Origin of the sequence: Hymenobacter sp. J193, assembly GCF_024700075.1 — a bacterium.
In the GTDB taxonomy this organism is placed as follows: Bacteria; Bacteroidota; Bacteroidia; order Cytophagales; family Hymenobacteraceae; genus Hymenobacter.
In genome coordinates this window covers 2834064-2846241 of the sequence record NZ_JAJONE010000001.1, presented here as the reverse complement: position 1 = coordinate 2846241, position 12178 = coordinate 2834064, and the positions used below count along the sequence as shown (strand labels likewise).

The following is a 12178-nucleotide window of genomic DNA, read 5'->3' as shown; positions in this document are numbered from 1 at the left end:
GCCCTTTTCCGCCCACCTTATCCCCGCTCAGATGCTCCAAGTTACCACCGGTTCCGACAAGGTTTGGGAGGTAGATTTTCGCCCCGGTTCTATTACGGTTCAAGATCAGCCCTTTAACTGGGACATTATGCCCTTGGGCAACGAGCGGTATCATGTGGTGCACGAAGGACGGTCTTTTTCAGTCGAGGTTGTTCAGGTAGACCGCCCCGGCAAAACGGTCCAGCTGAAAATCAACGGCCAGCAGATGGAACTGACGGGCAAGGACCGCTTCGATCTGCTCTTGGATAAAATGGGGCTGGGCGCCGCTGCCACCCAGAAAGTAAACCAGTTGAAAGCGCCCATGCCGGGCCTCATCGTGGACGTTCGGGTAGAGCCGGGCCAGACTGTGCAGAAAGGTGACGCGCTGCTGGTGCTGGAAGCCATGAAAATGGAAAACATTCTGAAAGCCCCGGCCGACGGCACTATCTCAGACGTCAAAGTGCGTATGCGCGACAACGTCACCAAAGGGCAGATTCTTATTCAATTCGGCTAAACCCGGCCCTGGCTGGTTGGCTCCGCTTCTTTTCTCACGCTAATTTTCTCCGTTTTGAAATATACCCGAATCCTGCTCAAGCTCAGCGGTGAGGCCCTGATGGGCAACCAGCAATACGGCATCGATGCTGAGCGCCTGATGCAATACGCCGAAGAAATCAAGGTTGCCGCCGCTACCGGTACCCAAGTGGCCGTCGTTATCGGCGGGGGCAACATCTTCCGGGGCGTGCAGGCCGAAGCCTTCGGGCTCGACCGGGTGCAGGGTGATTATATGGGGATGCTGGCTACGGTCATCAACTCTATGGCCCTGCAAAGCGCCCTTGAGAAGCTGAACGTGAACACCCGCCTGCTGTCGGGCGTGACGATCCAGCGGGTGTGCGAGCCGTATATCCGGCGGCGCGCCCTGCGGCACCTGGAGAAAGGCCGCGTGGTTATCTTCGGCGCCGGTATTGGCTCTCCCTACTTCACTACCGATTCGGCCGCGTCGTTGCGCGCCATTGAAATTGAGGCCGATGTGGTACTGAAGGGCACGCGCGTGGATGGCATCTATACGGCGGACCCCGAGAAGGATCCGTCGGCGGTGCGGTACCCCGAAATCACCTTTGATGAGGTAATGGCCAAAAACCTGAACGTGATGGACATGACGGCCTTCACGCTGTGCAAGGAAAATAATCTGCCCATTATCGTGTTCGATATGAACAAGCACGGGAACCTGCAGCGCCTGCTGGCCGGCGAAACCGTAGGTACGCTGGTAAAAATAAACAACGCCCCGGTGCAGGCACCTGAGCCCAGCGGCCTGCAACCGGCTGCTCACAAGGCATAGTATACTTCCGCTGCACGGCTGAATGGTTAAATGGTTGCCGTGCAGCACTTTTCTCAGAACCTCAACCACTTTCCTCACTCAGCCATTTAACCATTCAGCCTACATACAATGGACGAAGAAATTAAATTCTACCTGGACGAAGCGGAAGAATCAATGAGCAAGTCGCTCCAGCACACGGGCACGGAGCTGAGCCGTATCCGCGCCGGCAAAGCCTCGCCAGCCATGCTGGAAGGCCTGCGCGTCGATTATTACGGCACGCCTACGCCCGTGAGCCAGGTAGCCAACATTGCTGCCCCCGATGCCCGCACGCTCTTCATCAAGCCCTGGGAAAAGAACATGGTAGGCGAAATTGTGAAAGCCATCAAGAACAGCGACCTGGGCCTCAACCCGCAGTCGGACGCGGAAGGTGTGCGCCTGAATATTCCACCCATGACGGAGGAGCGTCGCCGTGACCTGGTGAAGCAGGTGAAAACTGAATCGGAGAGCGGCAAAGTGCGCATCCGCGGCATCCGTAAAGATGTGAACGACTCCCTACGCAAGCTGCTGAAAGAAGGCGCTTCGGAAGATGCCGTGAAAGACGCCGAAGCCAAAGTGCAGAAAGCCACCGACAGCTACATCGTCAAGATAGATGACCTCGTCAGCAAGAAGGAAGCTGAAATCATGACCATCTGAGGTCAGCCAGTCCCCATAGAAAAAGCCCCTGTCAAGCAAATGGCAGGGGCTTTTTCTATGGGGACTGTAGCAAGACACTACGCTTGCCAGTACTTGTTGCGTTTGATAAGCTCATCGACGGCGGCCGGTACCATATACCGGATAGAGCGGCCAGCGCGCACACACCCACGAATAAAGGTGGCGGAAATATCCAGTAGCGGCGCCTCTACTATTCGTACTTGTGCTGTCACTTCGGCTATAGGCGTTCCGGGCCGGGGATACACGTAAATATTATACTCGGCCATAATCCGGCTGGCTTCTTTCCAGCGGGGCAGACCCGGCAGATTGTCGCCCCCCATCAGCAGCACAAATTCTTGTAAAGGGTATTGCTGCCGCAAGGCATCCAGCGTGTGAATGGTGTAATTGGGTTTGGGCATTCCAAACTCAATATCCAGCACCCGCAACCGGGTATTATCCGAAATAGCCGCCTGCACTAAGGCGTAGCGCTCAGTTTCAGGCAACAGCTCCTCTCCTACTTTAAACGGGCTCTGCGGCGAAACCACCAGCCATACGGCATCCAGATCGGTATGCGTGGCCATAAATTCGGCCAGGATGAGGTGGCCGGTATGTATAGGATTGAAGGAGCCGAAAAGCAGGCCTACTCTAGCCTGACTCACAGAATAGCTGGCTCGGCCGTGATAAACTCTCGCACCAGCTTTTCAGCCTGGGCCGTAGCGGCGTCTAGGTCATCATTGATGACAACCTCATCGAAACGGTCCTCGAATGTCAGCTCAAACCCGGCTTTGTAGAGGCGTGATGAGATACTGGCCGCTGAATCGGTAGCACGGGCGCGCAGGCGCTGTTCCAGCACCTGCATGGAAGGCGGCTTCACGAAAACAGCCAGGGCCCGGTCCTTGTAAAACTCCTTGATACTTAGACCGCCTTTCACGTCCACATCCAGCACGGCGTGTTTGCCGCTGGCCCAGATGCGCTCAATTTCCGATTTCAGCGTGCCGTAGAAAGCACCTTCGTAGACTTCCTCCCACTCCACGAATTCTTCGTGACGAATCTTGTCCTGGAATTCCTGGACGGAGATGAAATAGTAGTCCTGCCCGTTGGTTTCGCTCCGGCCGCGCCGGTCGCGCGTACACGCCGAGATAGAAAAGCTTAGCTCCGGAATGCGCTCCAGCATCCGGTGAACAATGGTGGTTTTACCGGCTCCGGAGGGAGCGGAAAAGGCAATGATTTTCCCCTGCATGGGGCAAAATTAGGCCATTTCTACATTTAACCGTGCCATGATGCTTTCCGACAGCGAAGAAGGTGCTCCTTTACGACCTACATGCTGGCCCAGGAAGTGAATAAACACCTGCTGTTTCTCAATGGTGTCGAAGCACGGAGAGCAATCCTCGGCATGATTTATGAAGTAATCTTCGTCCTCCTCACTGGGAGAACGGCCTTCAACGATTTGATCCAGAATTGTATTCACTCGTTCACAGTCGGTACCGTTAGCGTCGGCAGCCGGTTGGTCTTGTTTTGTAGAGGTAACATCCATAGTCTTTAGGGAAGAGAGGGTTATTCGTGGTCTTCCGCATCCTCATCGGCCTCGGGGTTGCCACCGTAGCCGATTGATTTTGCGTATTTTTCAAGTTTGTCTTTCAAAAAGTTACGTGCCCGGTGCAGCCTTGAGCGAACAGTACCAATGGGGATGTCCAGTACTTTGGCCATTTCCTCATAGGTGAAGCCTTCCAAGTCGCAGAGGATAATCACGGTGCGAAAATCCACCGGCAGCGAGTTCAGCGCGCTGGCCACTTCGTCGCCGATGAGGTCACGCACGGATTGCTGCCGCAAGTCAGACGATGTGCTTCCCGCATCGCCCTCAGCCTCCACATCCTCCGTATTGTAATAGCCTTCAATTTCGCTGTAGTCGACTTTGGCAGGCTGTTTACTTTTTTTACGGAAGTCGTTGATGAATGAGTTTTTCAGGATGCGAAACAGCCAAGCCTTGGCGTTGGTTCCCGGCTCGAAGTATTCGAAGAAGCGGTAGGCCTTCAGATACGTCTCCTGCACCAGATCATTGGCATCGTCCTCATCCAGCGTAAGCCGGTAAGCAAAGTTGTACAAAGAGTCGATTACCGGCATCAGTTCAGCCTGGAACCGGCGGTCCTTCTCTTCTTTGGATAATTTGGAAACCCGTTCGGGAGAATCGCTCATGGGGTGCTAGGGAGTTACGCGGTAGCGGATGGAAAAACACCCGCGTAGGCAGCAGCTAAATGTACGGATTATGACGAGTCCTTCAAGCAGAATCAGCCGCAGAAGCCGTCAGCAGCCTCCTTTCGGCAGCTACCAGCAGAAATCCGTAACAAAATATAAACAGGTTAAAACTTATCTGAAGCTCCAGCAGCGAGTCCGTCAGCATGGCCACGGCGTGCAGAGTCAGGAAATGATACACGTACGCGTTTTGCCACTGCCCGGGTTGCACCATTGGCCCAAAGAGCATCAGCAGCCATAAAGCCAGCCCAACTATGCCACCGCCTACCAGCTGATGCAGGTACTGGTTGTGCACCATCACCTGATTGACGGGCCGCAAGCCGAAACTCTGGCGGGCATACTGTGCCTGCATAGCCTGGCGGACATCGGCGGGGGCAGCGCCCACCCACGGATGCTGCCGGCTAACGGCCAGCGCCGTGTGCCAGGCAGCCAGTCGCTTGGAAAGGGAGTAGTCGTTGATATCGTGCCGAAGCGTGAACTGCTCTAGGTCGTACAGGGAAGCCGCCACCCGGTTGCGCACGGGTAGCAAGGTGTGGTATGCTACAATGGGGCCCAGCACCAGCAGCACCAGCAGCCCAGCCCCCAGCAGCCAGCGCCGCCGGGCCACCAGCACTCCGGCCCTCAGCAAAAGTGTAGCGTAGAAAACAAACAGCCCGGTGCGGTAGGCCAGCATGTGAAGGACCAGCACGCATACTGCCGCACTGCCGACTGCCAACCACCGCTGCCAACTGGCTGCTTGGGTTTGCTGCCCCAGCAGCCAGCCGAAAAATGCGGCCAGCGCGAGCATAACGCTGAAGTGAATGTGAAAAATACCCGTAATGGAAGGCAGGTTCTGCCCCAGCGCAAACAGCTCGTTGGCGTGCGCATACTGCCGAAAATACTGCCCAAGCGTGCCCAGTGCCACCAGCGCCGTGCTCACTGTGAATAACACCCCCACCCCGTAGCGCTGCCGCCCACTGAGCGGCACACTTAGCCCAAAGGCCAGCGGCAGCGCCAGCAAGGGCAGCTGGCGGTACACTTCGTGGCGCCACACCGGCCAGTCGGAGGTATAGAGGGCACTAACCCACCAGAACAGATAAAGTAGCGCAGGAAACCACACAGTACGCAAGCGCCAGTAACATCTCCACGCCTGTCGTAGCCCCGGATTGGCCAGCACGGCCGCAATGCCTACCAGCGGACTAATAGCCACCAAAGCCCGCGACGCCAGCAAGCCCGCCACGCCTGCCACGCAGGCCAGCAGCAGCAAGTACTGGGAAAGCTGGCCGCGCCCATACAGCCGGGATATCCGGAGAAGCTGCCTGTTCATCATCTTCAGGCAGACATGCCACGTGAGGCATTGCCCGGCGTCAGTGGCTGCCACCTGGCAATGTGGGCTGCTACCTCCACTGGTTCAATGGCTAGCATGCAGGAGCAGCCCACCGGATTTTGCCGGCACTCCGAACAATCAGGCTTATCAAATACCAGATACTCGGCGTGCGGGCCTAGCGGAGCCCAGCGCCCCGAATGCACCGGGTGAATAGGTGGAAACAAGCCCAGCGCCTGCCGGCCCAGCGCGGCGGCCAGATGCAACGGCCCCGTGCCAGCCGCTACCATCCCATCGGTGGCGGCAATGAAGGCCAGGAACTGCGGTAAGGACAGCTGCCCCGTGAGGTCCGTCAGCAGGCCGGCGTGGGCCTGCAGCCACTCCCGCATGGTATCAGCCTCGGCGGCCGTGCCCGTGACGAACACCTGATGCCCCTGCGCGTGCAGGAGTCGGGCTAACGTACCGAAATGCGCCAGGCCCCATTCGCGGCCGTGGCCGCGGGAACGGGGGTGCAGAATGATGTTGAGCTTACCGGCCGGTTTCCGCTGTAGCTGCTCCATCACAGATACTGCTAACGCTTCGGAAGCCTGCAGTTTTCCCAGGGGCACCAGTTCTTCCAGGGCTGGCACAGCCTGCAAACCCAATGGGCGCAGCAGCAGCATGTTGAGCTGCGCTTCGTGCCAGGGCGAGTGGCGGCGGCTCAGGCTCACCAGTCGGTTGCACGTGAGCCAGTGAAACCATCGGTTACGGGTTCCTATCCGGACGGGTATTTCAACCTCCTTGGCTAGCCGGGCCAGCCTTCGACTGGGAAATACGTGCAGAATAACATCGGCCTTGACTGCCTGCATGCGGGCTTCCTGAGCTTGGCTGGGCAGCACCATCAGGTCGTCGTCACTCAGAAAACCATCGACAAAAGGACTGGCGGTAGCTACTTCCCGGGTGTAGTTGCGGCCCAATACCACCACTCGGCAGCCCGGGAACTGTTGCTTTAGCCAGCCGGCCATAGGCAGCGTCAACACTAGGTCGCCGATGGCATCAGTGCGGCTGATCAGAAAAGTCTTCATGCCGACAGATTTTTGTTGAGTGCCCGCAGCTTGGCGTATTTCAAAAATACGCCCCAGGCCGATAACGCGGCGATGCACAAGCCGGCAAAGCCATCCTGCCAAGCTCCCCGCAGCAAGTACAGGTGCCAGAACTTGCCAACCGGTTTCAGCGTGAGGTGCCACCACTTAGCATTGCGGCCTTTGTTTGCTAGTTCCTGCGCGCCAATAGTAGTGAAGCGGTTGAGCTGGTGCACGTGGCTTTCGACAGAGGGGTAAGAATAATGCAGCAGGTCGCCGGCCAAAGGCAGCGGCGTGGGCTGGCCGGGTGCTAACTCGTACCGCTCGTGCAGCAGCTCACCCTGCCACTGGCCCAGGCGTCGGTCGTAAAGCCGAAGCTTTCGGTCGGGGTACCAGCCGCCGTGGCGCACCCAGTGGCCGCAGTAGTTGGTGAGGCGGGCCAGCGTGTACCCACCACCCTGCCAGTTGGCTTTGGCTTGGAGCAGGCTCTGCTGCAGCGCTGCCGTGAGTACTTCGTCGGCATCCAGCTGCAGCACGTGCGGATGCCGGGCCTGCGCCGTGGCAAAGTTCTTTTGCTGCACGTAGCCCTCAAAAGCGTGCTGCACGACCCGGGCGCCCATTGCCTGGCTGATAGCCACCGTCTGGTCTGTCGAAAAACTATCGACTACCACCACATCATCGGCCACACCGCGCACTGCTTCCAGGCAGCGGGCAATGTTGGCTTCTTCGTTGAAAGTGATGATGACGACGGACAGCGGAACGGACGGCATAGCGGGGCAAATATCCGCATTTTGGCGCGCCGCACCATACTGGGTTACGTTTGGCCAGTTGGGTGCATTCAGGATAAGCCCTTAGTGTTTCACCTAGCCTGCTTAGCTCTATGCAATTATCAGCACTTCTTGGCCTGTCAACGCTTGCGTTGCTGAGCAGCTGCGACGGCACAATGCCCACCGCGCGCTTTGATGCCTTTCCTATCAGTCGGCCGCAAAATCTAACGCGGTTGCTGGGCTCCAGGGTTACGCTCATCAGCCCGCAGGACACGCTGGCTCTGGAAATCACCTTCGACCCGCATACGGGCCTGAACACGCTGCGGCAAGGCGCTACCGATACTATGCTGACCGCTGATGTCTTTCGTTTCAGGGGGCTTTACTACTTCGTCGAGAGCTTAGGGGACTCCAGCTGCTGGGTGCACGCAGTGCGTATTGAGCGCGGGCAGGTGCAGGGCCTGAACACCGGTTATTGGCAAATGGACAGCCTGACCTCCTTGGTTAAGCAGAACGCTTGGCCCGAACTGGTACGCTACCACAGCGCTGCCCGGGACAGTTTCCGCCTGCGCTTTGACCGCCGCGTGTTACGCAAGTTTTACGCCGGCCAGCCCGGTATCTTCCCCATATACCGGGTGCAGCCGCAGAGTACGGCTCAACGGGCATTGGTAACGCAGCCTCACACCACCGCGCCCGACACTAGCATCAGCCTCTATCCCAACCCTGCTTCCCGGCAAGCCACGCTGGATTTCGGCACTGCTGCTGACCGTGAGGTGCAGGTATACACAACTCAGGGCGGGCTGATAAAAACTTATTCCGTTAAGGCCAGCCTCTTTGTGTTGCCCGTAGCAGAGCTACCCGCGGCAACTTATCTGGTACGCATTACTTCGATGAACTCATCTAAGCCCGGCCGTACGTTGCGTTTGCTCGTGCAGCATTAGGGTAGCGAACCTGAGCTTGACGAAGCAGGAGGTTATCTTAAAACCGCGCCCCCACTACCACCGTGCGCTTGTACTCGCGCTTGTCGCCGCCGCTGGGCCGGAACAGCTCGATGTGCAGCACGTACACGCCCACGCCGGCTTTGCGGCCCTGGTCGGTGAGGCCGTCCCACTGCACAAAGCCGCTGGTGGCCAGCGTTTGGTTGCGCACCAGCTTGCGCACGGGGCGGCCCTGCGCGTCGTAAATGGTCACGCTGGCGGCGTAGCCGGTTTGGTCGAGGGTATAGTTGAGAGTGGTAAAATCCTGCTGGCCATCGGCATCGGGCGTGAAGACTTCGGGCTCCAGGCTGAAGAGCTTGGTGCCGGTGGGGTCTTCCTGCAGCTGGGAGTTGCGGCGACCCGGCGTGGCGTAGCCTACGCTGCCCGCTGCCGAGTGAAAATTGCTGGCCTCGTTGCCGCCCGCGGCCCGAATCCGCTCCAGCGACACGCCGTTCACATCATCGAGCAACGCCAAGTGTTGCTTGGCACTGTACGGAACACGCTCCAACGGGGCCCCGGTTCGGTCATATAGTGTTACAATACCAGCGTCATCGGGGAAAGTGGGCAGGTCGGCTAGCTCCAGGAAGGCAGCTGGCTCCGAACTGGTCGGATATTGGGCCTGCACCACATCGGGCCGCTCCGTGAGTGCCACCAACTGGCCGGGAGCCAGCACGTACGCCTCACTGCTGATAGAAGCCGCATCCACGCTGCCATCGGGCTTTTCGTTGCCGATCTGCCAGCCCTGCAGGTTGATGTACTTGGCGGAGCGGTTGAGCAGCTCCACAAAATCGTAGCCGCCGGTGCGGGGGTTGAACAGGATTTCGTTGACGACTACATCCCCGCTCACGGCCACCGACGGCAGTGCTACCGTAGCGGTAGCCGCCGCGCCGGTGGCATTGCCTACGCAGTCGGTGGCGCGCTGCACGCTCACGGTCACTGGCTGGCTGGGCTGCAGGGCCGTTCCCAGCGTCAGATCCACCACCCGAAAATCGGGGCTGACGGCAGCTACCCGCGTGATGGTGTTGCCCGCAATGGTGTAAAGCGCGGAGCTGCTGGCGGCCACACTGTCGAGCTTCTCGCTGAAATACAGACGTACCAACGTAGCACTTAGCGCCAACGCCCGTTGCAGGGCCGGGGGCCGACTGTCAGCGTTGGCAGTGCGCACGGCGTTGGCACGCCCGGGTGTGCCGCCGCTGGGGTCGGCGCTGGCCGTCCAGTTTTCGATGCCGCCGCAGGGGTTGGCCGGGTCAATCATTTCCAGGGACCAGCCTCCTTCCTTTTTCTCGGCGTCTTTGTACCACGTATCCGAGTAGCGGATTTCGTAGAGCGTCTGGCCGGCAGGCGCGCGCAGCACCAGCTGGTCGCCGCCGTTGCTGAGGCTGGGAAAGTTGCTCACCCCGAAGACTTTGTTCACGCCGGCAAACAACTCTACCCGCGTGCTACCGCACACTACGGCGTACTCCCCGGGCAATAATGTGGCCGTGGCCGGAAATACCGCCGGGTTGCCGCTGCTGCCGGGCTTAAGCAGCCGGACGCCGCCCAAATTCAGAATGTTGGTCGTGGGGTTGTAGATTTCCAGGTACTCCGAGGCTGGCAGGCCAATCACCGGCGTTTCATCGGCCAGAATTTCGGTGATGAGCAGTTGGTTGACGCCGGGCGAAATAGCAAAGCCGCTGTTGGTAAAGCCCAGGTTGAACGGCCCCGTCAGCACGTTGCCAAAAACGTCGGCCACCGAGCGGATGACCAGCGTGTTGGCGCCCGTGGGCAAATCGGCGGCCAGCGTGAGGTGCACTACGTTCTGGTTTTGCGCGTCGCGGGTAGCGCTGATGATGGCCGGGCCGCCGCTGAGCTGGTAGCTGCCCACGGCCTGGGTTTCGCTCACGGCCTCATCGAACACCACATTCAGCTGGCGGGCAGCAGTGGGCGTGGCCAGCACCAGACCGGGCGCCTGTTGGTCCGTCACTTTGAAATCATCAAACAGAAAGCTGCGGTTGTTGCTGGACGAGTACGTGACGATGACGCCCAGATAGCTGCTTTGCAGGTACGTGTTGTCTTCGCCGATGCCTTCGAGCTGGTAGCTTTGGCCGGTGCCGGTGTAGTCTACCTCCAGGGTCCAGCCATCGGCCAGGGAGCGGGTCACGCGCACGTGGGCCAGGTTATTGGTGGTGGAACTCAGGCTTTGGTCGCGGCCATTTACCACATACACGGGACTGCCGGTGGCATCTTTCCGGAACAGACTTACCTCGTCGGGGGTGCCGCCCAGGCGCACGAAGTAGCCGCGGTTACCGGCGCCTTTCAAATCAGCCTGCTCCGAGAGCAGCCACACGTCGGCGTAGTTGCCGGAACTGGTGGCCAGCTTCAGATTTGCATAGAACTCCCAGGTGGCGCCGTTGGCGGCGGTGCTGGCCGTAGCCAGCTGCAGCACGGTGCCGGTGGTGGCGGGCCCGTTGGTCTGGAGCTGGAGCTGCGCGTTTACTTCAAAGCCGGCCGCGTCGCCCGTCCAGGCGGGGTTTTGGGTGAAGTTGCCGTCGGCGAAGGTTTCGGTGAGCTGAGCAGCGGCGGGCAGCGCCAGAAGTGTGAGCAGGCAACAGATAAAGATGCGCACGGGACGGCAGTTAAGGGTAGCGGATGCGTCGTTAGAAATCGGAAACGGGAGAAATATACCGAGAAATCAATCCTGATGCTAGTGTACATTTACGGCCGACAAACCTTGTAACTCTTATGAAAGTAGCTGTCGTTGGTGCCACCGGCCTGGTCGGGGGTGAAATGCTGAAAGTACTGGCAGAGCGCCAGTTCCCCGTCACGGAATTGATTCCGGTGGCTTCCGAAAAATCGGTGGGCCAGGAAATTGAGTTTCTGGGCAAGAAATACAAGGTGGTAAGCATGGACGACGCCATTGCGGCCCGGCCGGCTGTGGCCATTTTCTCGGCCGGCGGCTCCACTTCCAAGGAGCACGCCCCGCGCTTTGCGGCCGTGGGCACCGTGGTTATCGACAACTCCTCGGCCTGGCGCATGGATCCTACCAAAAAGCTGGTGGTGCCTGAAATCAACGCCAAGGACCTCACGCCCGAAGATAAAATCATTGCCAATCCCAACTGTTCCACCATTCAGATGGTGGTGGCCCTCAACAAGCTGCACGACACCTACAAAGTGCAGCGCATTGTGGTGAGCACCTACCAGAGCGTAACGGGCACCGGCAAAAAGGCCGTGGATCAGCTTATGGAAGAGCGCGCCGGTCAGACGGCCAGCAACCCCGCCTACCCTCACCGCATCGACCTGAACGTGCTGCCCCACATCGACGTGTTCGAGGAAAACGGCTACACCAAGGAGGAAATGAAGATGGTGAAGGAAACCAAGAAAATCCTCGGCGACGACAACATCCGGGTGACGGCCACCACGGTGCGCATTCCCGTGATGGGCGGCCACTCGGAGTCGGTGAACGTGGAGTTTGAGCGGGAATTTGAGCTGGAAGACGTGGTGCGCATCCTGCGCGAAACTGAAGGCGTGGAAGTGGTGGACGATGTGAAAAACAACGTATACCCCATGCCCAAGGATGCCCACGGCAAGGACGCCGTGCTGGTGGGCCGCCTGCGCCGCGACGAAACCCAGCCCCGCACCCTCAACATGTGGGTGGTGGCCGACAACCTGCGCAAAGGCGCCGCTACCAATGCCGTGCAGATTGCCGAAAAGATGCAGGCCATGGGGCTGCTGGGGTAGAAATTACCTGGCTCCGCTTTATAGGCCCCGGGGCAGCTGCTCCGGGGCTTTTTTGTGTCTTTGTGCCAATTCCGGCATCTTTG

General features: G+C 59.0%; 13 protein-coding genes. 5 read left to right on the top strand and 8 right to left on the bottom strand.

What is annotated here, in order from left to right:
• Positions 1–31 precede the first annotated feature (31 nt).
• The 3 genes from LRS06_RS25395 to frr all read left to right on the top strand — a co-directional run bounded on the left by LRS06_RS25395 (position 32) and on the right by frr (position 2026).
• Positions 32–532, top strand: a complete 501-nt coding sequence (locus LRS06_RS25395) for a biotin/lipoyl-containing protein (RefSeq protein WP_308239902.1) — start codon at positions 32–34, stop codon at positions 530–532.
• Between the two features lie 54 nt (positions 533–586).
• Entirely contained in the window at positions 587–1354 is a 768-nt protein-coding gene (pyrH, locus tag LRS06_RS12430) for a UMP kinase (RefSeq protein WP_257871790.1), read from the top strand.
• A 108-nt stretch (positions 1355–1462) separates the two neighbouring features.
• Positions 1463–2026 carry a ribosome recycling factor gene (frr, locus tag LRS06_RS12425; protein ID WP_257871789.1) on the top strand — a complete coding sequence of 188 codons (564 nt, stop codon included), beginning with the start codon at positions 1463–1465 and terminating at the stop codon, positions 2024–2026.
• Between the two features lie 77 nt (positions 2027–2103).
• Here frr and nadD read toward each other — a convergent pair whose 3' ends face one another.
• The 7 genes from nadD to LRS06_RS12390 all read right to left on the bottom strand — a co-directional run bounded on the left by nadD (position 2104) and on the right by LRS06_RS12390 (position 7407).
• The gene (gene nadD, locus LRS06_RS12420) at positions 2104–2682 is read right to left on the bottom strand and encodes a nicotinate (nicotinamide) nucleotide adenylyltransferase (protein WP_257871788.1); all 579 of its coding nucleotides are present in this window, start codon (positions 2680–2682) and stop codon (positions 2104–2106) included.
• Entirely contained in the window at positions 2679–3263 is a 585-nt protein-coding gene (gene gmk, locus LRS06_RS12415; protein WP_257871787.1) for a guanylate kinase, read from the bottom strand. Before gmk ends, nadD begins: the two co-directional genes overlap by 4 nt.
• A 9-nt stretch (positions 3264–3272) precedes the next feature.
• Positions 3273–3557 carry a hypothetical protein gene (locus LRS06_RS12410; protein WP_196953983.1) on the bottom strand — a complete coding sequence of 95 codons (285 nt, stop codon included), beginning with the start codon at positions 3555–3557 and terminating at the stop codon, positions 3273–3275.
• A 20-nt stretch (positions 3558–3577) separates the two neighbouring features.
• Complete coding sequence (locus LRS06_RS12405) at positions 3578–4216, bottom strand: sigma-70 family RNA polymerase sigma factor (protein ID WP_257871786.1); 639 nt, start codon at positions 4214–4216, stop codon at positions 3578–3580.
• Between the two features lie 82 nt (positions 4217–4298).
• Entirely contained in the window at positions 4299–5579 is a 1281-nt protein-coding gene (locus LRS06_RS12400) for an O-antigen ligase (protein ID WP_257871785.1), read from the bottom strand.
• Between the two features lie 5 nt (positions 5580–5584).
• A complete protein-coding gene (locus tag LRS06_RS12395) occupies positions 5585–6640 on the bottom strand; it encodes a glycosyltransferase family 9 protein (protein ID WP_257871784.1) in 1056 nt (351 codons plus the stop codon).
• Positions 6637–7407, bottom strand: coding sequence for a glycosyltransferase family 2 protein (locus tag LRS06_RS12390; RefSeq protein WP_257871783.1), 771 nt, complete (start codon positions 7405–7407; stop codon positions 6637–6639). The genes LRS06_RS12395 and LRS06_RS12390 overlap by 4 nt, the downstream gene beginning before the upstream one ends.
• Before the next feature lie 173 nt (positions 7408–7580).
• Between LRS06_RS12390 and LRS06_RS12385 the strand changes: the two genes are divergently transcribed.
• The gene (locus LRS06_RS12385) at positions 7581–8342 is read left to right on the top strand and encodes a T9SS type A sorting domain-containing protein (RefSeq protein WP_257871782.1); all 762 of its coding nucleotides are present in this window, start codon (positions 7581–7583) and stop codon (positions 8340–8342) included.
• Between the two features lie 37 nt (positions 8343–8379).
• On the opposite strand, the gene LRS06_RS12380 is transcribed toward LRS06_RS12385, so the two are convergent.
• Positions 8380–10983 carry a lamin tail domain-containing protein gene (locus LRS06_RS12380; RefSeq protein WP_257871781.1) on the bottom strand — a complete coding sequence of 868 codons (2604 nt, stop codon included), beginning with the start codon at positions 10981–10983 and terminating at the stop codon, positions 8380–8382.
• 116 nt (positions 10984–11099) lie between these two features.
• Here LRS06_RS12380 and LRS06_RS12375 point away from each other — a divergent pair, with 116 nt between their 5' ends.
• Positions 11100–12095 (top strand): aspartate-semialdehyde dehydrogenase, encoded by a 996-nt coding sequence (locus tag LRS06_RS12375; RefSeq protein WP_257871780.1) that lies wholly within the window; start codon positions 11100–11102, stop codon positions 12093–12095.
• Positions 12096–12178 lie beyond the last annotated feature (83 nt).

What these genes read in the sequence shown, in the direction of transcription:
- LRS06_RS12410 (WP_196953983.1), bottom strand. Translation starts at nt 3,557, where the DNA reads ATGGATGTTACCTCTACAAAACAAGACCAACCGGCTGCCGACGCTAAC.
- LRS06_RS12390 (WP_257871783.1), bottom strand. Translation starts at nt 7,407, where the DNA reads ATGCCGTCCGTTCCGCTGTCCGTCGTCATCATCACTTTCAACGAAGAA.
- LRS06_RS12385 (WP_257871782.1), top strand. Translation starts at nt 7,581, where the DNA reads ATGCCCACCGCGCGCTTTGATGCCTTTCCTATCAGTCGGCCGCAAAAT.
- LRS06_RS12375 (WP_257871780.1), top strand. Translation starts at nt 11,100, where the DNA reads ATGAAAGTAGCTGTCGTTGGTGCCACCGGCCTGGTCGGGGGTGAAATG.
- LRS06_RS12405 (WP_257871786.1), bottom strand. Translation starts at nt 4,216, where the DNA reads ATGAGCGATTCTCCCGAACGGGTTTCCAAATTATCCAAAGAAGAGAAG.
- frr (WP_257871789.1), top strand. Translation starts at nt 1,463, where the DNA reads ATGGACGAAGAAATTAAATTCTACCTGGACGAAGCGGAAGAATCAATG.
- gmk (WP_257871787.1), bottom strand. Translation starts at nt 3,263, where the DNA reads ATGCAGGGGAAAATCATTGCCTTTTCCGCTCCCTCCGGAGCCGGTAAA.
- LRS06_RS12395 (WP_257871784.1), bottom strand. Translation starts at nt 6,640, where the DNA reads ATGAAGACTTTTCTGATCAGCCGCACTGATGCCATCGGCGACCTAGTG.
- LRS06_RS25395 (WP_308239902.1), top strand. Translation starts at nt 32, where the DNA reads ATGCTCCAAGTTACCACCGGTTCCGACAAGGTTTGGGAGGTAGATTTT.
- LRS06_RS12400 (WP_257871785.1), bottom strand. Translation starts at nt 5,579, where the DNA reads ATGAACAGGCAGCTTCTCCGGATATCCCGGCTGTATGGGCGCGGCCAG.